Raw genomic sequence first — 18,688 nt, forward strand, 5'->3', positions numbered from 1 at the left:
AATCATCATAGGGGCCACCCACTGTATCTATTTGATTTGTAAAGTGGTCGCTAGATTTCCGGGGCCATCGACTCGCAAGCCAGCGCCAGCGCGCATTGTGCGATCTCGTCGTGCGACGGCTCCCATCCGTGACGCCTGGTGACGGTTTGCTGAATGGTGTACGCGATCTCGTTCAGTCTCCCGGCGTGGTTTAACACCTCTTTTTCACACCCTTTGCGAGGCTTCATAAAAACGGCGTGGCTTTCCTGCGTAGCCGTCTTAAATTCCGCGCGCCACTCACCCATAACTCGCATGGTGCCCCGGATGATTGACCGGCGATTCTTCAGCGCGATTTGTCGGCAAACGTCTTTGATCATGTTGATTATCCTGGTATCACTTAGCTTTGGTGTTTAACTAATGATTTAAAATCATACTGTTATTAAGTGGTGTTAATATTCACTACTCGAATATTAATGGCGATTAATCCAGCGGGATTACGTCGAGTGATAGCAGCCATCCGCGCAGTGCATTAACCTTGCGCGCGCGGTCTACCGGCTCCCATACGCGACCGAAATTTATCAACCACTTTTCGCGCTGCTGGTGGTCCAGCCAGAGCAGCCATTCGCAATTAAGTTGACGCGGGGTGCCTTTATCTCCGTCGATGTGAATTTCAGTGTTTTTTAGTGCGTTAAAATCGAGCTGTAACGAATTCGGAGAGGCGCTATTTTCGGCCATGCGAAGATATTGCTCTGAGGATTTAACGCGTGAGAGCCACGCCAGCGCGTCAGATGGCTTATCAAACGGCGGCAACTCACCTACCCAAATTTTCCACGAGTCATCTTTAACAAAACACCAGCGTTCCAGCTCTTTCGACCAGGTTGCATGAGCAGGCACACAGGCCGGGCGCTTTGACGTTTTGGCCCGGCGCTCGCTCCGGGCCAGCCCACGAGGTTTAAATAGCATCAGCTTTGGCCTCCATTTGTTTGCGCATTTCTTCCAGCGCGTCACGCATTTCAGTAGAAATGATCGCGCGGTTGGTGTGGTTGAGCTGCGCAATCAGACCGCTGGCAACATCCGGGGCAATCTTTCCCTGTGCAACCGCCGCCATGAGCTGTTGAATAATTTCCAACAGGTCGCTGCCTGGCTTAATCGTGAATTTGACCGCCGCCTGCACCGGTTTAACTTTGCCGCGCACCAGTTCGATGATTCTCACCGCTCGGTTAAATTGCGTGTCGCTGACTGGCTCCTGCCCCTCATCCAGTGGAATAACGCCGATTGCCTGGTTAACGATCTTGTCGGCGGCAGGTAGCGCCATCCCCAATGGGTTGCCGGTGCGGTTGCGGCGCTTAACTTCTTGTTTCATTGTGTTTTCCTCACGCGTGCGCGCGCGTAGTCGCTGAATTTCGGTGGTCTGGCTGATGGCGGTCTTATATAAGCAATTGATTTTATTGTAATCACTCGCTTTTCCAGGCTTTATGCTGGTGGCTTCGCACGCACCAATAAGGCCGTATAAGGTCCATTTAAGGGACTTCTAAGCGAAAAAGCACATCTGTAACGGAGCAAAATATTCGGGGGTGGGATATTCAGTTGTTAGCGGTGTCGCTGTCTGGCTGGTTAGTTGTCAGTGGTTTTACCACGGGTGGGCTGATTCGGGCCTGCGGCCCTCGCTTCGCCGCTTCGCGGCTCTGGTGTGGGTTTTGGGGTTGGTTTTGGCCTGCGATAGCAGGCTGGATTGGTTTTGAACCACCCGAATTAACCACTTATCGATAAATCATAGTGGTTAATGCCCGTTTATAGAAAAAATAACCATGATTTTCAATTCTTTAATTAACCATTATGGTTGTGGTTAATTTAGTGGTTAATCCTTTCCGCACAAGCCCGAACGACAAATAAAAAAAGAGAGTCATCTAACTCTCTTTTTATTTATCTGGAGTGACAACGAATCAATTCAATTAACCAACCACTACCGTTTTATCTATAGGGTAGTGGTTAATGGTTGATTGTATTTTGACCAGATGTAAACCTACTCGAAATCGTCTTCGGCGTTGAGTTGTGACCACTGCGGATCACGCTGAGCATTGAATACAATTTCATAGTCGGCGCGGCGATTCTCAGTTTTTCCAACAAAGGCGATTGAGCCGCACGCCTCCAATTCGTTAATCACATAGTCGGCGCGTGACACGCCAGCAATCCCGGCATCAATGATTGCCTGTTTAAAATCACGACGCATCATGCGGCCAGAGGCGCGGATGATCGCTACAGCCTCACCCTTTGTGCGGTTCCCTTTGGCTTTCTGCGTTTTTGGCGCGTCTGGCGCGTCTTCCGTCGGCATATCGCAAGGGGTAGTCTCCAACACCAGGCTATCAACCCATTGGCCCGTCTTCTTGCTCTGGAAGATGTTTTGTTTAACTAGCTCAATCGCCATAGCTGCCGGTTCCTCTGATTCTTTCATTTCGGTGCATCGAATGATCACAGTTGGCTTTTGCACTGGCTGATCCTCACCCATAGCCGGGCGGTTGATAATCAGTTGCGCATCCAGAGCGCCCACAAGAGCCGTGGAGCCGCGCGCTTTTTTGGTCACGTCTTTACCCATGTGATGTACCACCAGCGCGCCAGTGTTGTGCTGTGTGCGCACGCGGTCAATCGCCTGGATAAAGTTACCCATGTCTTTAGCGGTGTTTTCGTCGCCGTCAAAACAGCGCGCCAGGGTGTCCCATACCACCAGCTCAACTTTTTGACCGGTCTGACGTTCGACCGCTGTGATCGCCTCACTGAGCGCCCGCTCATAGTTCTCCTGGGTCGGAAACACCGGTTGCGGGATAATCACGAGGTGATCGGCCTGCGTTTTACGGCGCAATTCCCATGCGCGTTTACGGCGGATGACGCCCTTGCCGGACTCGGCGGCGATATAGAGCACTGCACCGCGACAATCTACAGCGTTCCCAATCCACGGCGTACCGGTGGCGATTGAGGCGGCCATGTCGATGGCTACAAAGGTTTTGAATGATTTAGCGGCGGCGGTCATGACGCAAAAGCCCTTCGGGAGCCATGAGCGGATAAGAAAATCCTCCTCGTCGTCATAGCCTTCGGTGCCGTAAACCAGGGGGAGAGTGATCTTGCCCTTGCGTGGCTTGCGGTCGCTCTCAACCTTGCGGTCGCCAGAATATTCAGGGGGCTGTGCAAAGTTAAGGCCAGCGGCGGCAATTTGCCCCACCAGCGCTGGGAAATCAAAGTCATGCTCAAAGCAGTGCTGATCCGCTTCCGGCTTTGTCATGGACGACCATTCCTTTAACGTTTTGCCGTGGAAAAGGTCGCTAGATTCTTTGTTAATTGACTGGTTTTTGTCCTGAGACATTGATAAAATCCTTACCGAGATTTAGAGAAACCCCGCTGGCTGGCAGGCCATCAAGGCGGGGTTTTTTATTGCCCGCGTCCGGGGGATAGATGGTAAAAAGGCCGGATCAGAGTCAACGTGGTTGCAGCACGCATCATCATCACCAGCCTTTTCACCGCGACCCCTGCAACGGGGCGGCGGATCTGACCCTAACCGCATACGACAAATGATCTCAATTCTGTAACGGGTCATATATGTCATATACGCCGCATGACATTTTCTAATGCGTCGGATTATAAAAAGTAATGATAAAGGCGTCGGTATTCGCGGCCAGGATATGAAAAACCCCGCAGGAGCGGGGTTGTGGCAGTTGTTAACTCGCTGATTACCACTACAGTTTGTGAACCCACGAATTAGCCGGGATCAGTTTCATGGCTTCGCTCATTTCCTGCTCATCCTGGGTTTGCCACCCATTTCGGCGCGCGTTGGCGTAAATCGTGGCCGGACCATAAACTGCGCCGGTTGAATTCAGCGTTGCAACAATTCGGTCATAACGTTCCGGTGGTGCCACGGTCATTGGCGACTGACGGCGGGCCATCCAGTCAATAAGCGTATCCTCGTCGCCACCCGCGCGGAGCCACGCGCTACCGATAGCGAAGTGACCACACGCGACTCCATCCGGGGTTTCATCCGTCCATCCAACATCAGGGTCGCAGGCGTTGAGCGCGTCGCGTAATTCGGTCAGATCCGCCGTGAAATCGTGGTTTTCCGTGGCAACGCCACGGGAGAGGTTTTCAAGCCCACCCGGACGCCACAATCCCAGCGCACTGGACCGGCCATAAGGTGACGTTGTCACATAAGCGCCACGCGGTGGTAAATAGAACATGCGGCCACGGCTCCAGCTTTCCGGGCCTGCAATGACGCCGGTTTCCTCTCTAATGATCCCGGCCATGTGATACGCGGCCGCCTGGCGCTGGTCGCCGTCCAATGGTTCGGCCAGAGGGATGATCACCCGGAAAGAATCGGTAAACATGCCGTAACTGTCCACCTTCAGCGCGGAGCGGTGGCCGGTTGAGTGGTGCATCAGCCAGGAAAATTCCTGGTCGCGGAGCCATTCACAAACGCGCTCATAATCGCCTAACGGGCATTTATCAAAATCCAGAAACACCAGGCTGGTGGGTTTCTCGGTATCGCGGCGGCGATAGTTGCCGACATGCTGCGCACCAATGAACGGTTGCAGGCATTTGGCGACGTCATAGGCGGCTGCGTCCATAACCATGAATTCGCGCAATGATGGCCGGGAGTCGTCGGCTTTCGCATCCAGGAAAAGTCTTACTACATCCTCCCAAAACGTTGAGCGGTCATAATTAGAGCTGCCGGGCTGGGTTCGGGTGTCGCGATCCTGGTAGTTGGCCGGGTTAAATCCATACAGCAGGCGCGCGGTGCGTGGGCGGGTGTCAAAACGGGTGATCATTAAAATCCCTCCCCCGGCTTCGCCGGGCATTTGCGGCGTATAGCTTCCAGTTTGCGACGTTGCTCGCGGTTGAGTGGTTGCCGGTATTTCGCCCCGGCGTTATGGCATGAACCACCAGCGGCCAGCTCGTGTTGTGATTGGGCCAGGGGCTTGCTCATTATTTAACCGCCGAAAACAGACTGATCACGCGGTCAACGTCTTCAGGTTCGTGACGGCGTTTGATTTCTTCCAGGAGTGCCCCTGCTACGTTGAGGCGGTGATCCTGCTTTGCGTCAATCATCATGGAGTTGAGAAACTCGTCATCAAAGTCGTCGGCGGAATCTTCGCGGAACTGGTCAGTAATCAGAGGCCCGCGACTGGCATTCTCGCGTTCAAATTTAACCACCTCGCCGAGGGTCGGGAATTCCGACTCCGGGTCGCGCAGTAGGTTGTCCAGTGTCTGCCCCTCCGGACGGCGGATAAGCTCAAAGGCCAGAAAGGTGGCGCGGGTGGCCGCATATGCGAAATCGCCGCGCTCAAGGTCTGCCACCATGAGTTTTGCGATTTTGATCAGGGTGTCGTCATCAATTTCTTGTGACATGGCAAAAAATCCTTATTCGGTTGGTAAATTATTTGGTATCAAGCCCCACCAGCGTTTTTTGGTGGGGTGATTAATATTCAGGATGAGAGTATTAGCCGCGCGCGCCGAGGTTGGCGATATACGTTTCGACGTCGCTGAGGCGATATTGTGACTCGCGTGAGCCGGTTGCCAGCGGGCGCAATTTCTTACCGTGGTGGCGATAAAATGAAACCTGGGAGCAGCCCAGCATTTTCATTACCTCGGTACGTTTTATCAGTGTAGTTTCGGGGTTGCTCATGACTCATTGCCTTTTCTGTAAGTGATAAAGCAATGATAAAGATATGACAGGGATTGAGTAGCGAGCGAACATCAATCAAGGCGCTACGCTCAAAAAATAGACAGTGCCACGGGGATTCTGAGTGGGTCGGCGGGTATTACCCCGCCAGAATCCGTCATACAGCGCGAAGCGCGCCAGCATCAGTTGTTGCCACCCGGTCCCACCAGCTGGAAATCCATTCCTGCCACGACGGCCAACCCTCAGACATAACACGCTCACGTACTGCCGCGTCGCCGCCATAAGTATGGAAAACCTTATCCCCAATCTTATGACCGGTCATCGCATGTGCTATCACCATGTCGGTTTTGGCGTACTTCACCGCCAGCGGCATAAGTGAGCGCCGGATATCATGCACTGTAAAATCGATGCCTATTTCGCCCCGTAGTCGTTTGGTTGCGTTGTTCAGGGTGTTATCGGCCAGTTTTGTTCCTCCCTGCGTGAAAACCAGGCCGTTAGGATTAATCTCACTTCGGCGCAATGGTGCGACAATGGCGGCCATTTCAGCAGACCACGGGATCACCCTGTCCTCTTTCTCTGATTTCAAACGCCATTGCGGGATTATCCAGAACGGCGCGCCGTTAATGGTCTGGATTTCTTCCCAACGCATTCCCAATACCTCGTTTTTACGACAGCCCGTTAGCATCAGCATGAGCACTGCCCGACCGCTTAGCGTGCCCTTGTCGCCCATAATCCGGCGCAGTCTCTGAAACTGATCAAGGTCCAGCATTACAGACCGGGGTTCCGCGTTCTCGGTAATCCGCCCCCACCTGGCACGAGGTAGCACATATTTCATACGGCGCGGGATGGTTGGTTTACCCGGCTTGCCTGCAAAGTAATCATCCACCAGCGCATTAACCCGGATGATCAACTTTTCGGCCTGACTGTGTGACGCGTCGGCGCACTTTAGTAAGGCGGCTTTCACCTCGTCATAGTCCAGCGAATTAACCAGCATTCTCCCCAGGGTGGCGGCAGCGTGATTATCCCACCGGCAGCGCTCGTTTTTTTCGGTGTGGCGCGGTTTGGGTACTTCACCACGGGCGCGTGCCTCGCGGGAAAGCCTGCGACCTTCCTTTTCGAGGTCGCTGTGATAGTCGTTAAACAAATCACTCAGGGTTACTGGTTCGCCGTCTGGCTTGCCGTGTTTCCCTTCCCCGATAGCTGAAAGCATGGCCTCATGAGCCACCTGCGCGCCCTTCCAGTCTAACGCGTCGATACCCTTCAGGGTTTTGGATTTACCACGGCTGACGGTCTGCCAGAAAGGTGATTTTCCGGCGTGCTTAACGAGGTATAAGCCCTTAATCGTGGTGGTGCGTTTTATGGTGCTTTCACCAGCTTCTTTAAGTGCTTTCCTGATGCTGGCGATTGAATTTAGTTTGTCGGCCATTGTGCCCCCGCGAGCTGCGTTACCATACTTTTTACCAGAATAAAGCAGTATAAAAGCATGATAGGGCAATGATAAAGAGTGGTAAAGTAGTGATAAAAATTGATTATAAGTCGCTGTTTTTGCTCTGATATTCTAAAAAGTGGTATGCAAATAATTCAAGGAGTTGCGATTCTGGAATATTTTGCATCTGGATATGCACGGCCGGCCAGCGCTGGCGGAAATGGTAGAGTGCATCGGATACCAGCCCGGTAAAGGGTGCTGAGGAGGTGAAACCAATGCGCAGTTCCCCTTCCTGACCGTTATGGAGCCGCGCCGCACGGCTGGCCGCCTGTTCGACCTGAAGCAAAATCCCACGCGCATCCTGCAAAAATTGCTGCCCGGCGGCGGTGATCTGCACGCTGCGATTGGTGCGGGTGAACAGTTGCGCGCCAATTTCCTGTTCCAGTTGCTGAATCTGTTGGCTGAGTGGCGGTTGCGAAATATTGAGGCGGAGGGCCGCGCGACCAAAATGCAGCTCTTCAGCCACTGCAATGAAATAGCGAAGATGACGGAGTTCGATATTCATATTTTAAACGTCTCATTCGAGATTATTAATATATTGTACAACCTATTATCACTTTCCTACGATAGCAATACCTTTTGAAATTTGAGGATTTTCCGTGAGTCGCTCTTCTCAGGCGGTGACACTCGATGAGGACGAAGTGTCCGTCGTGCCTGCTTCTGCTCCAGCGTCAGTAACATGGATTGAACGCGGTTCGCCGCAATTTATGCGTGTTACCCTTGCCCTGTTCTCGGCTGGTCTTGCCACTTTTGCCTTGTTGTATTGTGTCCAGCCGATTCTGCCGGTGCTCTCCCAGCAGTTTGGCGTTTCGCCTGCGGCCAGCAGCATCTCGCTGTCGTTATCCACCGGCCTGATGGCGCTGGGTTTGCTGGTCACCGGGCCGCTCTCCGACGCTATTGGTCGTAAGTCGGTGATGGTCACCGCATTGATGCTCGCTGCGTTATGCACCGTGATTTCCGCCATGATGACCAGCTGGCACGGCATTCTGTTGATGCGTGCGCTGATTGGTTTGTCGTTGAGTGGGGTCGCCGCGGTGGGCATGACCTACCTGAGTGAAGAGATTCATCCGCGAGTGATCGCCTTTTCCATGGGCCTGTATATCAGCGGCAACTCGATTGGTGGCATGAGCGGTCGTCTGCTGACCGGGGTATTGACCGACCTCTTCTCGTGGCGCATCGCCATTGGTGTGATCGGCTGTTTTTCGCTGGCATCGGCGCTGATGTTCTGGAAAATCCTGCCGGCTTCCCGTCATTTCCGTCCGGCTTCATTACGTCCGCATAATTTGCTGATTAACTTCCGTCTGCACTGGCGTGACAAAGGCCTGCCGCTGCTGTTCGCCGAAGGTTTCCTGCTGATGGGCGCATTTGTCACCCTGTTTAACTACATTGGTTATCGCCTGCTGAGTGCGCCGTGGTTTCTCAGCCAGGCCGTGGTCGGTTTGTTGTCGGTGGTGTATCTGACCGGGTCCTGGAGTTCACCCAAAGCCGGAGCCATGACCAGTCGCTTTGGCCGGGGGCCGGTGATGATTACCGCCACGGCGATCATGCTGTGCGGCCTGCTGCTGACGGCGTTCAATACCTTGTGGATCATCCTGCCGGGTATGATGCTGTTTACCGCCGGATTTTTTGCCGCCCACTCGGTTGCCAGCGGATGGATCGGCCCACGCGCCCGTCGGGCAAAAGGCCAGGCCTCGTCGCTCTATCTCTTCAGTTATTATGTGGGTTCCAGCGTTGCCGGTACGTTAGGTGGCGTGTTCTGGCACAGTTTTGGCTGGGGCGGTGTGACCGCTTTTATCAGCGTGTTGCTGGTGCTGGCCTTGCTGGTCGGCTGGCGTTTGCAGTGCCGCCAATTGTAATTCTCTCCATCAGTATGCGGGGCCACTGTGCCCCGTTTCCCCTCGCGTAATCACACCTGTCGGCAAACTTTCAGTGCCAGTGAAAACAAAATAGCAATCGCTAGCTATAATTTATTCTATTCCAAAAATAGTTAGATTTTTTCTTTCACAGCAACGAGGAAGCCAAATGGAACTTTACTATTACGTCGATAAATACGCCGGCTATAACGACAATCATGTGGTACATGCAACGGGTTGCCCTTTCCTTCCTCCCGACGCCGCAAGGCGCTTTCTTGGCACTTTTTATACCGCTAACGCTGCCATTCAACAGGCGCGCAAGTTTTATCCTTCTGCACTGGGCTGTGAACATTGTTGCCCAATTACGGTAAAAAAAAACCTGACCACACAGAATAGCGTGGCGCTAAAACACATGGTCTGACTCTGATATTCCCAGTCTGAGACGGCCCGCGACGTTGCGCCATTTTGTTAAGTTTTCCTGTGGCATTTCGCTATGTTAGACACCAATAATATTGCTTCAGGTAGAACGCTCATGCGGGAAAAATACGCAACGTCGCAAATCGCCCTCCACTGGTTGACCTTGTTATTAATCGCTGTTGCCTATACCACCATTGAGCTACGAGGTCTGGCGGCCCGCGGTACGGTTGCGCGCAGCCTGATGATCATGACGCACTTTAGCTGTGGCGTATCGGTGTGGGTGCTGATGCTGGTGCGTGCCGCATTACGTCATCGTCATACATCGCCTGATATCAATCCCGCACCACCACGCTGGCAGCATATGCTCGCCCATCTGATGCATTTCCTGCTGTACGCGCTGTTTCTGGCGTTACCGACTCTCGGCGTTGCCTCGAAATATCTCAATGGTCGTCCCTGGCAGGTATTTGGCTTGTCGATGCCGGTGAGCAGCACACCGAATTTTGACCTCGCCGATACCTTGATTGGCTGGCATGAAACCCTGGCACCGCTCGGCTACTGGCTGATTGGCCTGCATGCCGTCGCCGCACTGCTGCATCACTATATTCTGAAGGACAACACGCTGATCCGCATGATGCCTGCGCGCAAGCGCAACCCGTAGCGGCGCGATGGTTCTGACGATAACCCCAGGCTATCAACCTGGGCGTCGGTGATAAAAAATATTCAGCAATAAAATACGGTTAGATGGTTTCCCTCAGCGTATTAATCCTCCACAATAGGCATAATTTGTGACAAAGGTCACTTTACATCGGGCCTTTCGCCCCTCATTTGCTGCCTGACTGATCTGAATTTCATGCAATCAACAACCGTCTCCCGTAAAACGGCCTGGCTACGCGTCGTGTTGCTGGCCATCGCTGCTTTTGTCTTCAATACCACCGAGTTTGTGCCGGTCGGCTTACTGTCAGATATCGCCGCCAGTTATGGGATGAGAACGGCAGATGTCGGCATCATGCTGACCATTTACGCCTGGGTGGTGGCGCTGCTGTCGCTGCCGCTGATGCTGCTGACGCGCAATATTGAGCGTCGTCTGCTGCTGTCGATTCTGTTTGTGTTGTTTATCGCCAGCCATGTGCTCTCCTCGGTCGCCTGGGATTTCACCTCGCTGGTTATCTCCCGCATTGGTATCGCGCTGGCACATGCGGTGTTCTGGTCAATTACCGCCTCGCTGGCCATTCGTGTCGCGCCGGCAGGTAAGAAAACCCAGGCGCTCAGTATGCTGGCGACCGGTACGGCGCTGGCGATGGTGCTGGGCGTGCCGATTGGTCGTGTTGTCGGCCAGTATCTCGGCTGGCGAACCACCTTCGGCATGATTGGTTTGTCTGCGCTGGTTTTGCTGGTGCTGCTGGCACGTATTCTGCCACGCCTGCCCAGCGAGCATACCGGGTCACTCAGCAGCGTGCCGATGCTGTTTCGCCGCCCGGCGCTGGTCAGCATGTATGTGTTGGTCACGGTAGTGGTGACAGCGCATTACACCGCCTACAGCTACATTGAACCCTTTATGCAGGTGGTGGCGAACGCCGGGGAAAACTTCACCACGCTGTTGCTGCTGCTGTTTGGATCGGCAGGAATTATCGGCAGCGTGCTGTTCAGCACCCTCGGCAATAAATATCCTTCGGCGCTGCTGATTGCTGCGATTGCGGTGATCACCTTATGCATGGGTCTGCTGATTTTTGCCGCCGTGCGCCCTGCCGCGATTACAACCCTGTGTATTTTCTGGGGCATGGCGATGATGATGATTGGTCTGGCAATGCAGGTGCGTGTGCTGTCGCTGGCACCGGACGCAACCGACGTTGCTATGTCACTGATGTCCGGTATTTATAACATCGGCATCGGTGCGGGTGCGCTACTCGGAAATCAGGTCAGCCTGCATTTGAAAATGGCGGATGTGGGTAATATTGGTGGGTTAATCGGCCTGGTAGCGCTGTTCTGGTGTATCTATATCTTCCGTCGTTATCCGCAGTTACGTTCCAACGGTTAAAAAAAGGGGCTTCAGATAGCCGCTATCTGAAGCCTGTCCCCTCTCGATCCCTACTATTTATAAAGCTCTGCGGTGCCATGCAGGTTGTTGTTGCCAGAGGTCGAAGTGATGCGGAAAGACTTTGCTCCCGCAGCGCTCGCCTTCTCCGCCAGTTGATTTTCCAGTGAAGTCAGATCCGTACTGCCAGATGCGCTTACCACACCGATTTGCTGTTGATTAACCGGTGCTTCGCTTACCAGGTCAGCCGCCATTGTACCGAATGCGATTGATGACAGGGCCACAGCGGCCAGGGTCAGTTTAATGCTTTTCATGATCGTCTCTCTTTGCAGATGAAGTTGGGTGGGTCGCCATTTAATTAACAACCGTTAAATAAATACTAAATCCAAAGTCGGATGCGCGTCAACTATTTTATTAACGGTCGTTATTTTAATGAGAAGTGGCGTAAGTATGGGCTTCAGCGCGTACCGGGACTTTACCATTCAGGGGATTTTGCCCAGGAAGGCACAAACGGACAAAGTGGTGTTGCATATTAATTTAATGATCGGTAATTTAATAAGCATGTTGAGCTGTGGTGAGGATCTATGAGCCAGATAACTGAACCGACCCTGCGTAAAAGTCGTGGCAGACCTAAAGTCTTCGATCGTGACGATGCGCTGGATAAAGCCCTGATGCTGTTCTGGGCACACGGCTATGAAGGCACCTCACTGGCGGATCTGGTCAGTGCCACTGGCGCCAAAGCGCCAACGCTTTACGCGGAGTTTGCTAACAAAGAAGGTTTGTTTAAAGCCGCCATGCAGCGCTATATCGAAAGGTTTAGTGCGCAGCGTAACGCGGTGCTGAATGATGCCTCGCTGGATGTGAAAACCGCGGTTGAGTCCTATTTTCGCGCCACCGCAGCCTGTTTTACCGAATGTGATAAACCCGCTGGCTGCTTTTTTATCTGCACCTCCAGCGCCCTGTCGGCCAGTTCTGAAGAAGTGGCGCACATGCTGGAACAACAGCATCATGCGCAGGAACGGGCCTTGCAGCAGTTCCTTGCCGCACGCCAGCAGCGCGGTGAGTTACCCGCGTGCAGCAATACCGCAACGCTGGCGAGCTTCCTCGCCTGTGTATTGCAGGGTATGTCTGTGCGCGCCCGTGAAGGCGCAAACCGGGAAGATTTAGAACAGATTGTGGATACGCAGATGGCGATCTGGCCCGCTTTGGCGGGATATTGCGCGCTTAACTAACCTGCCGCTTACATCCGTCCCCTCATCCCGGCCTTCTCCCGCAAGCGGGAGAAGGAGACGTGCAATATGTGGGATGGTCGTGGTTTAAGGCAGGAAAAACATCGGTTTTAGCTCAGCGCTGACCGGGCTGTGATCCGCGTTCGACGGCATCAAATCCTTCATGGACGCCCACCAGCGTTGGCAAACCTCGGTTTGCGCCACCGCCTGCCAGCGGGCTTCCGACTCGATTTCGACACTGGCAAACAGCAGATTGCGTTCCGCATCCAGCCAGATGGCGTAATTACTCGCGCCATGCGTCTTCAGCGTTGCCGCCAGTTCCGGCCAGATGGGTGAATGGCGACGCAGATACTCATCATGGCAATCCGCATGCACCTGCATCACGAAGGCTCTACGCAACATTGGCGCGCTCCACCTGTAAAGCCGCCTGCCACGGCTGCACCCCAAAACGCTCACCCAACGCAATCAACTGCTCGGTGGTGATACTCTGGCGAATCCCGCCCATTGATAGCGCCTTCACCACCACCTCTGACGACTTCTCGGCGGTGTCGATCAGCCCAAAGGTTTCATCAAGCGTCGGTCCGGCACCAAAAATACCGTGGAACGGCCACATCACCAGGCTGTGCGTCGCCATCTCATCCGCCGTGGCCTGGCCGATACCATCGGTGCCCGGCACCATCCACGGCAGAATACCCACCCCATCCGGGAACACCACCAGACATTCGGTGCTGCCTTCCCACAGCAGACGGGTGAAACGTGCCGCATCCAGTTCCACCACGTAGCTCAGCGCCATAAAGTTGGTTGCATGGCAATGCATAATCACGCGGTCGGCGCCGTTGCTCACCTGTTTGCGTACGCTATGTGACTGGAAATGCGCCGCCAGCTCTGAGGTTGGCAGCCCACCGTTGCTCAGACCCCAGTGGATTTTGTACGACAGCCCTTTATCATCCACCTGCAACAACACCAGGCTGTCAGCCGGATCCAGTTGCACATTGCGGAAAAACTTGCCGGAACCGGTCACCAGAAACCAGTCGTTCGCCAGCGCCGGGGCGGGTTTACTCAGTTCGATACAACGCGGTTCAGCATAAAAGTCGGCAGCATAGGGCTGCACCTCGTCCGGCAGCAGGCGCAGGCTGACATTCCCCCCGTTGCGCTCATCCCAGCCCTTCAGCCACATATCACTAGTCGCTTTAACCATTCCCTGTACAAACGCAGAAGAAAGAATACTTTGCATGGTGTGTCCCTTAACGTTGAGCCAGAATTTGTTGTTCATAGTGACGGACATCGCTCAGCCAACTGGCGTCGGCCGGGACATCGTGACGCAGGCACCAGGCCTCCCAGACTGCCTGCCACGGCAGCGATTTTTGTTCTTCCAGCAAGGCCAGACGAGCGGTGTAGTCCCCTGCTGCTTCCAGTTGGCGTAATTGATCCGTTGGCTCCAGTAAGGCACGCAGCAACGCTTTCTTGGCATTGCGCGTACCAATCACCCAGGCGGCGATGCGGTTGATGGAAGCATCAAAGAAGTCGAGGCCGATATGCACTTTGTCGAACAGTTTCTGGCGGGCGATTTCATGGGCGATCGCCTGGGTTTCATCATCCAGAATCACCACATGATCGCTGTCCCAGCGTACCGGACGGCTGACGTGCAGCAGCAGGCGCGGCACATACAACATGGCGGTAGAGATTTTGTCGGAGATCACCTCAGTCGGATGAAAATGGCCCGCATCCAGCGTCAGCGCCGTCTGGCGGCTACAGGCATAGCCGAGGTAGAACTCGTTGGAACCCACGGTGTAGCTCTCCGCACCGATACCAAACAGCTTGCTTTCCACTGCATCGATATGATGCTGAGGATTAAGTTTTTCGCTGATGATCTCATCCAACGCCGCCAGCAGACGCTGACGCGGGGCCAGACGATCGACCGTCAGATCTTTCATGCCGTCCGGCACCCAGATATTCATCACCGAAGGCGTCCCCAACTGCTCGCCAAAGAAGGCCGAAATGTGGCGACTGGCTTTGCAGTGATCAATCCAGAACTGGCGAATCCCCTTATCCGCGTGGGATAAGGTAAAGCCGTCGGCACTTAGCGGATGGGAAAAACAGGTGGGGTTGAAATCCAGCCCCAACTTATTATTTTTCGCCCATGCGACCCAATTGCTGAAGTGCGCCGGTTCAATCGCATCGCGCTCCACCGGTTTATCGCTTTCCAGGTAAATAGCGTGCAGATTGAGGCGCTTCGCGCCGGGGATCAGCGACAGGGCTTTGTCGAGGTCAGCACGCAGTTCCTCGGCATTACGCGCCCGGCCAGGATAGTTGCCGGTGGCCTGAATCCCGCCGGTGAGCGCGCCGTGCGGATTCTCGAAGCCGCGTACGTCATCGCCCTGCCAGCAGTGCATCGAGACTGGAATGCGGTCCAGTTGTGTCATCACCTGTTCTACATCGACGTTAATCGCAGCGTAACGTTGTTTCGCCAGGTCAAAGGCCTGTTCAATCAGCTTTGTCATAAGCAAGTTCCTTAGCGGGTTGGCTCAGCGCGGCGAAGCGTGCCAGGTTGGCAGCAAAAGCGCTGTTGTTAAGCGGGGCAAATTTTTCTAACGGAAAGTTCTGGCTGATGCAGCGACGCAAATCCGCCACATCGCGCAATTCACCGAGGGCGATCAACTGGCAACCGACATTACCCAACGTTGACGCTTCTACCGGCCCGGCGAACACCGGTAACTGGCAGGCATCTGCACACAGTTGGTTCAGCAGCGGATTCTGACAACCACCGCCCACCACATGCAGTTGACGCAACGGTGACGCACGCAACTGGCCGAGTTCACCCATCACCTGGCGATACAGCAACGCGAGGCTGTCAAAAATGGTTCGCGCCAGCGCGGCAGCAGTTTGCGGCACCGGCATCTGCTGCTCCGCACAGGCATCCTGAATTTCCTGCACCATATTGGCGGGGTTAATAAAGCGATTGTCATTGGGGTTGATCAGCGCGATACAGGCGGGTTCATCGGCGGCTTGCTGAATCAAGGCGCACAAGTCGCTGATGTGCAACTCGCTGCATACGCGCTGCAACAGCCACAGGCCCATGATATTTTTCAGCACCCGATAACCTTCTGCGCCACCCTCGTTAGTGATATTGGCGTCGAGCGCTGCCGGGCTGAGCCAGGGTTGCAGGCTTTCAATGCCCATCAACGACCAGGTGCCTGAACTCAGATAGGCGGCGGCGTCCAGCATCAGCGGCGTCGCCAGCACCGCACTGGCGGTGTCGTGGGTCGCCACCGCGATCACCGGGATATGATGACCGCGTGGGCTGACCCAGTGGCCGACGGTGTTACCCGGTGCGCTGGGTTTGCCGAACCAACTGGCCGGTACGCCGGCCCAGGCGAGTAACTCGTCATCCCAGTCGCCATGAGTGATGTTCAGCAACTGCGTGGTAGTGGCATTGGTGTATTCCCAGTTCAACTGACCGGTCAGGCGATAATGCAGGTAATCAGGGATCATCAACGCATGGCTGACCTGCGCCTGCCAGTCAGGTTGTTGCAAATGCAGCGCGCGTAGCTGGTACAGGGTATTGAATGGCAGAAACTGAATACCGGTGCGCTGATAAATGTTGGATTTACCCAGCTCGTTGATCGCCTGCGCCATCTGGCCGTCGGTGCGGGCATCGCGGTAGCTGACGGCCTCGCCGACCCGCTGGCCGTCGGCATCCAGCAGGACGAGGTCCACGCCCCAGGTATCGATGCCAATGCTGTCCGGCACGATGCCTTCTTCATCCAGCTGTTGCAGTCCCTGACGGATCTCCTGCTCCAGCCCCTCCAGATCCCAACTGTCATAACCGGCACGCCGTACGCGCTGATTAGCAAAACGACGCACTTCACGCAGCGTGAGTCGCTGGGTTTCTGTGGTCCATTGCGCGAGCATCACGCGCCCGCTGGATGCGCCTAAATCAATGGCAACAATGTTACGCATACTCATGGCGTGTTCTTCCTGTAATGAGATGCGTACAGAGTAAAAATCCCGCCTTTTCCTCACCTTCCCGTTACTGCCAGCGCGTCAGACCCGCTGGCACCGTGGCAAAGATGTTCGTGAGACAGCTCACAGAACCACACAAGCGCCGAGTTGTGAGCTTTGCCGCATTTTCTGCATCAAGCCCGGAGATCTTGAAAAATTAGCCATTTTCCTGCATCACCCGGTGTGAAATTCAAGGTAAGGTGCTGATCGCCTGAGTAGACTCGGTTACGGTTTTGTTAATAATGAGAGGCGAACCATGACCGTGTTACACAGCGCAGATTTTTTCCCCGCTGGGGAGTACACCATTGCCGTCGAGCCGCGCGTGCCACAGCTGGCCTTCCCCGAACATCACCATGATTTTCATGAGATCGTGTTGGTGGAACAGGGTTCCGGCATCCATGTGTTTAATGGTCAGCCGCAGGCGTTGTGTGCCGGGTGCGTGTGTTTTGTACGCGATCACGATCGTCATCTGTATGAGCAAACCGACAATTTATGCCTGACTAACGTGCTGTATCGCAGCCCGGCCTCGTTTCGTTTTCTCTCCGGTTTGCAGGCGTTGCTCCCGCGTGAGGAAGAGGGCCAATACAGCTCGCACTGGCGCATTAACCACAAGGTGATGAACCAGGCGTTGCAGATCGTCGCGCAGATGAACCAGCCGGGCGTCTGGTCACTGGAGAAACAGGCGCGCCAGGAGCAAGCTTTCCTGCAACTGCTGGTGCTGCTGCGCGAGGCCGGTCATAACGAAGAAGCACAGGACCAGGAAGCTCGCCTGCATCGTTTGCTCGACTGGTTGAATGAACATTACAGTGAAGAAATTGCCTGGGAGGCGCTGGCTGACCAGTTTTCGCTGTCGCTGCGTACCCTGCATCGGCAGATGAAGCAGCAAACCGGCAATACGCCGCAACGTTATCTGAATCGGTTGCGTCTGTTGCAGGCGCGCCACTTGCTGCGGCACAGTGATATGCGCATTACGGATATCGCCTATCAGTGTGGATTTGGTGACAGTAACCATTTTTCCACGCTGTTTCGGCGGGAATTTGGCTGTGCGCCCCGAGCGGAGCGCCAGCAGATGTTGTAACCTGGAGTGCATCCTCATGTCGCTAATATTGACGCGCGAAGACTACTTCCCGGCCCCGAATCTGCCGATTGCGGTGGCCGAACGCCTGCCGCAACCCTCCTTCCCGCCGCATCGACATGAGTTCAGTGAGATCGTTATCGTCTGGCGCGGCAACGGTCTGCATATTCTCAATGACCGACCGTGGCTGATCACCTGTGGCGATGTCTTTTATATCCGCGATAACGACTGCCACAGCTACGACAGCGTAAACGATCTGGCACTGGATAATATTCTCTACTGCCGCGACCGTTTTCAGCTTGGGCTGGACTGGAGCCAGTTGCTGCCACCGGAAGATGCCGCCTGCCCCGGCTGCTGGCGCTTAACCACGCGCGGCATGGCGCTGGCTCGCGGCGTAATCACTCAACTGGAACGCGAAAGCCGCAAAAGCGACTCACTGTCGATCCAGCTCTCCGAAGCGTTGTTTTTGCAGCTGGCGCTGATATTGCGTCGCCACGGTTACGCCGCGGATCGGCCGTGGGCGTTACCGGAAGGCGAACAGTTGGATCTGCTGATGTCAGCGTTGCAGGGTGCGATTGACCGCCCCTTCGACCTCGCCGTTTTTTGTCAGCAGAATAAATTGAGTGAACGCGCGTTGAAGCAGTTGTTTCGTCAGCAAACCGGCATGACCGTTGGTCATTATCTGCGTCAGTTGCAGTTGTGCCAGGCAAAATACCTGCTGCGCACGCAGGATTGGTTAATCAGTGAAGTGGCCGCGCGTTGCGGTTTTGATGACAGCAATTACTTTTCGGTGGTGTTCACGCGGGAAACCGGTCTGACGCCGAGCGCCTGGCGGCAGCGATTTTTACCGCACCGCCCGGCGCTGATTGGCACACCGCATTAAGCCCCGGTAACGGCGCGATGCTGGAAAAAACAGCGCGATAAATCGCGCCGCTGCAAATCAGGCCATCGGA

At 54.7% G+C, this 18,688-nt stretch carries 21 protein-coding genes and 1 pseudogene; 7 read left to right on the forward strand and 15 right to left on the reverse strand.

Going from position 1 to position 18,688, the window contains the following annotated elements; genetic code table 11:
- Positions 1–50: 50 nt before the first annotated feature.
- The 10 genes and pseudogenes from AC6I8T_RS10425 to AC6I8T_RS10470 form a co-directional block, all read right to left on the reverse strand.
- Positions 51–356, reverse strand: a complete 306-nt coding sequence (locus AC6I8T_RS10425) for a hypothetical protein (protein WP_497833799.1) — start codon at positions 354–356, stop codon at positions 51–53.
- Between the two features lie 103 nt (positions 357–459).
- The gene (locus AC6I8T_RS10430; protein ID WP_497833800.1) at positions 460–942 is read right to left on the reverse strand and encodes a hypothetical protein; all 483 of its coding nucleotides are present in this window, start codon (positions 940–942) and stop codon (positions 460–462) included.
- On the reverse strand, positions 932–1,342 hold the full coding sequence (locus tag AC6I8T_RS10435; RefSeq protein WP_497833801.1) for a hypothetical protein: 411 nt from the start codon (positions 1,340–1,342) through the stop codon (positions 932–934). The genes AC6I8T_RS10430 and AC6I8T_RS10435 overlap by 11 nt, the downstream gene beginning before the upstream one ends.
- 660 nt (positions 1,343–2,002) lie before the next feature.
- On the reverse strand, positions 2,003–3,334 hold the full coding sequence (locus AC6I8T_RS10440; protein WP_497833802.1) for an AAA family ATPase: 1,332 nt from the start codon (positions 3,332–3,334) through the stop codon (positions 2,003–2,005).
- A 370-nt stretch (positions 3,335–3,704) separates the two neighbouring features.
- Positions 3,705–4,787: a hypothetical protein gene (locus AC6I8T_RS10445; protein ID WP_497833803.1), complete on the reverse strand. Its 1,083-nt coding sequence runs from the start codon at positions 4,785–4,787 to the stop codon at positions 3,705–3,707.
- Positions 4,787–4,945, reverse strand: coding sequence for a hypothetical protein (locus tag AC6I8T_RS10450; RefSeq protein WP_497833804.1), 159 nt, complete (start codon positions 4,943–4,945; stop codon positions 4,787–4,789). The genes AC6I8T_RS10445 and AC6I8T_RS10450 overlap by 1 nt, the downstream gene beginning before the upstream one ends.
- A complete protein-coding gene (locus AC6I8T_RS10455; RefSeq protein WP_497833805.1) occupies positions 4,945–5,367 on the reverse strand; it encodes a hypothetical protein in 423 nt (140 codons plus the stop codon). The genes AC6I8T_RS10450 and AC6I8T_RS10455 overlap by 1 nt, the downstream gene beginning before the upstream one ends.
- A gap of 91 nt (positions 5,368–5,458) precedes the next feature.
- Positions 5,459–5,644 (reverse strand): helix-turn-helix transcriptional regulator, encoded by a 186-nt coding sequence (locus AC6I8T_RS10460; protein WP_497833806.1) that lies wholly within the window; start codon positions 5,642–5,644, stop codon positions 5,459–5,461.
- Between the two features lie 154 nt (positions 5,645–5,798).
- A complete protein-coding gene (locus AC6I8T_RS10465; protein ID WP_497833807.1) occupies positions 5,799–7,067 on the reverse strand; it encodes a tyrosine-type recombinase/integrase in 1,269 nt (422 codons plus the stop codon).
- A 157-nt stretch (positions 7,068–7,224) separates the two neighbouring features.
- Positions 7,225–7,632, reverse strand: a pseudogene (locus AC6I8T_RS10470) (LysR family transcriptional regulator); the annotation flags it as partial.
- Between the two features lie 94 nt (positions 7,633–7,726).
- Here AC6I8T_RS10470 and ynfM point away from each other — a divergent pair.
- The 4 genes from ynfM to AC6I8T_RS10490 all read left to right on the forward strand — a co-directional run bounded on the left by ynfM (position 7,727) and on the right by AC6I8T_RS10490 (position 11,432).
- Positions 7,727–8,983 carry a multidrug efflux MFS transporter YnfM/SxtP(Kp) gene (ynfM, locus tag AC6I8T_RS10475; protein ID WP_021183191.1) on the forward strand — a complete coding sequence of 419 codons (1,257 nt, stop codon included), beginning with the start codon at positions 7,727–7,729 and terminating at the stop codon, positions 8,981–8,983.
- A 166-nt stretch (positions 8,984–9,149) separates the two neighbouring features.
- Positions 9,150–9,401: a hypothetical protein gene (locus tag AC6I8T_RS10480; RefSeq protein WP_208723463.1), complete on the forward strand. Its 252-nt coding sequence runs from the start codon at positions 9,150–9,152 to the stop codon at positions 9,399–9,401.
- Positions 9,402–9,512: 111 nt separating this feature from the next.
- Positions 9,513–10,055, forward strand: coding sequence for a cytochrome b561 (gene cybB, locus AC6I8T_RS10485; protein ID WP_208723464.1), 543 nt, complete (start codon positions 9,513–9,515; stop codon positions 10,053–10,055).
- Positions 10,056–10,247: 192 nt separating this feature from the next.
- Positions 10,248–11,432, forward strand: a complete 1,185-nt coding sequence (locus tag AC6I8T_RS10490) for a sugar transporter (RefSeq protein ID WP_021183188.1) — start codon at positions 10,248–10,250, stop codon at positions 11,430–11,432.
- Positions 11,433–11,485: 53 nt separating this feature from the next.
- Here the strand turns inward: AC6I8T_RS10490 and bhsA are convergent, their stop codons facing one another.
- Complete coding sequence (gene bhsA, locus AC6I8T_RS10495) at positions 11,486–11,743, reverse strand: multiple stress resistance protein BhsA (protein ID WP_021183187.1); 258 nt, start codon at positions 11,741–11,743, stop codon at positions 11,486–11,488.
- 270 nt (positions 11,744–12,013) lie between these two features.
- On the opposite strand from bhsA, the gene AC6I8T_RS10500 reads away from it, so the two are divergent.
- Positions 12,014–12,661 (forward strand): TetR/AcrR family transcriptional regulator, encoded by a 648-nt coding sequence (locus tag AC6I8T_RS10500; protein WP_208723465.1) that lies wholly within the window; start codon positions 12,014–12,016, stop codon positions 12,659–12,661.
- Positions 12,662–12,745: 84 nt separating this feature from the next.
- Here AC6I8T_RS10500 and rhaM read toward each other — a convergent pair whose 3' ends face one another.
- The 4 genes from rhaM to rhaB are packed head-to-tail and all read right to left on the reverse strand — an operon-like array spanning position 12,746 to position 16,624.
- Positions 12,746–13,060, reverse strand: a complete 315-nt coding sequence (gene rhaM, locus AC6I8T_RS10505; RefSeq protein ID WP_208723466.1) for an L-rhamnose mutarotase — start codon at positions 13,058–13,060, stop codon at positions 12,746–12,748.
- Positions 13,050–13,892: a rhamnulose-1-phosphate aldolase gene (gene rhaD / locus AC6I8T_RS10510; RefSeq protein WP_021183183.1), complete on the reverse strand. Its 843-nt coding sequence runs from the start codon at positions 13,890–13,892 to the stop codon at positions 13,050–13,052. The genes rhaM and rhaD overlap by 11 nt, the downstream gene beginning before the upstream one ends.
- 10 nt (positions 13,893–13,902) lie before the next feature.
- Positions 13,903–15,159, reverse strand: a complete 1,257-nt coding sequence (locus AC6I8T_RS10515; protein WP_497829021.1) for an L-rhamnose isomerase — start codon at positions 15,157–15,159, stop codon at positions 13,903–13,905.
- Positions 15,143–16,624, reverse strand: coding sequence for a rhamnulokinase (rhaB, locus tag AC6I8T_RS10520; RefSeq protein WP_497833808.1), 1,482 nt, complete (start codon positions 16,622–16,624; stop codon positions 15,143–15,145). The genes AC6I8T_RS10515 and rhaB overlap by 17 nt, the downstream gene beginning before the upstream one ends.
- A gap of 292 nt (positions 16,625–16,916) precedes the next feature.
- Here rhaB and rhaS point away from each other — a divergent pair, with 292 nt between their 5' ends.
- Positions 16,917–17,738, forward strand: coding sequence for an HTH-type transcriptional activator RhaS (gene rhaS, locus AC6I8T_RS10525; RefSeq protein ID WP_208723469.1), 822 nt, complete (start codon positions 16,917–16,919; stop codon positions 17,736–17,738).
- 16 nt (positions 17,739–17,754) lie between these two features.
- Positions 17,755–18,618, forward strand: a complete 864-nt coding sequence (gene rhaR, locus AC6I8T_RS10530; RefSeq protein WP_497833809.1) for an HTH-type transcriptional activator RhaR — start codon at positions 17,755–17,757, stop codon at positions 18,616–18,618.
- Positions 18,619–18,688: the final 70 nt, after the last annotated feature.

The sequence above is a fragment of the Pantoea sp. X-Soil-OKNW-556 genome (genome assembly GCF_059730695.1).

Excerpts from the sequence above, each read along its gene's own strand:
- AC6I8T_RS10500 (WP_208723465.1), top strand. The coding sequence starts at position 12,014 with ATGAGCCAGATAACTGAACCGACCCTGCGTAAAAGTCGTGGCAGACCT.
- AC6I8T_RS10480 (WP_208723463.1), top strand. The coding sequence starts at position 9,150 with ATGGAACTTTACTATTACGTCGATAAATACGCCGGCTATAACGACAAT.
- rhaS (WP_208723469.1), top strand. The coding sequence starts at position 16,917 with ATGACCGTGTTACACAGCGCAGATTTTTTCCCCGCTGGGGAGTACACC.
- AC6I8T_RS10450 (WP_497833804.1), bottom strand. The coding sequence starts at position 4,945 with ATGAGCAAGCCCCTGGCCCAATCACAACACGAGCTGGCCGCTGGTGGT.
- bhsA (WP_021183187.1), bottom strand. The coding sequence starts at position 11,743 with ATGAAAAGCATTAAACTGACCCTGGCCGCTGTGGCCCTGTCATCAATC.
- AC6I8T_RS10430 (WP_497833800.1), bottom strand. The coding sequence starts at position 942 with ATGCTATTTAAACCTCGTGGGCTGGCCCGGAGCGAGCGCCGGGCCAAA.
- AC6I8T_RS10490 (WP_021183188.1), top strand. The coding sequence starts at position 10,248 with ATGCAATCAACAACCGTCTCCCGTAAAACGGCCTGGCTACGCGTCGTG.
- rhaD (WP_021183183.1), bottom strand. The coding sequence starts at position 13,892 with ATGCAAAGTATTCTTTCTTCTGCGTTTGTACAGGGAATGGTTAAAGCG.
- rhaB (WP_497833808.1), bottom strand. The coding sequence starts at position 16,624 with ATGAGTATGCGTAACATTGTTGCCATTGATTTAGGCGCATCCAGCGGG.
- AC6I8T_RS10435 (WP_497833801.1), bottom strand. The coding sequence starts at position 1,342 with ATGAAACAAGAAGTTAAGCGCCGCAACCGCACCGGCAACCCATTGGGG.
- cybB (WP_208723464.1), top strand. The coding sequence starts at position 9,513 with ATGCGGGAAAAATACGCAACGTCGCAAATCGCCCTCCACTGGTTGACC.
- AC6I8T_RS10440 (WP_497833802.1), bottom strand. The coding sequence starts at position 3,334 with ATGTCTCAGGACAAAAACCAGTCAATTAACAAAGAATCTAGCGACCTT.
- AC6I8T_RS10515 (WP_497829021.1), bottom strand. The coding sequence starts at position 15,159 with ATGACAAAGCTGATTGAACAGGCCTTTGACCTGGCGAAACAACGTTAC.
- rhaR (WP_497833809.1), top strand. The coding sequence starts at position 17,755 with ATGTCGCTAATATTGACGCGCGAAGACTACTTCCCGGCCCCGAATCTG.
- rhaM (WP_208723466.1), bottom strand. The coding sequence starts at position 13,060 with ATGTTGCGTAGAGCCTTCGTGATGCAGGTGCATGCGGATTGCCATGAT.
- AC6I8T_RS10465 (WP_497833807.1), bottom strand. The coding sequence starts at position 7,067 with ATGGCCGACAAACTAAATTCAATCGCCAGCATCAGGAAAGCACTTAAA.
- AC6I8T_RS10460 (WP_497833806.1), bottom strand. The coding sequence starts at position 5,644 with ATGAGCAACCCCGAAACTACACTGATAAAACGTACCGAGGTAATGAAA.
- AC6I8T_RS10445 (WP_497833803.1), bottom strand. The coding sequence starts at position 4,787 with ATGATCACCCGTTTTGACACCCGCCCACGCACCGCGCGCCTGCTGTAT.
- AC6I8T_RS10425 (WP_497833799.1), bottom strand. The coding sequence starts at position 356 with ATGATCAAAGACGTTTGCCGACAAATCGCGCTGAAGAATCGCCGGTCA.
- AC6I8T_RS10455 (WP_497833805.1), bottom strand. The coding sequence starts at position 5,367 with ATGTCACAAGAAATTGATGACGACACCCTGATCAAAATCGCAAAACTC.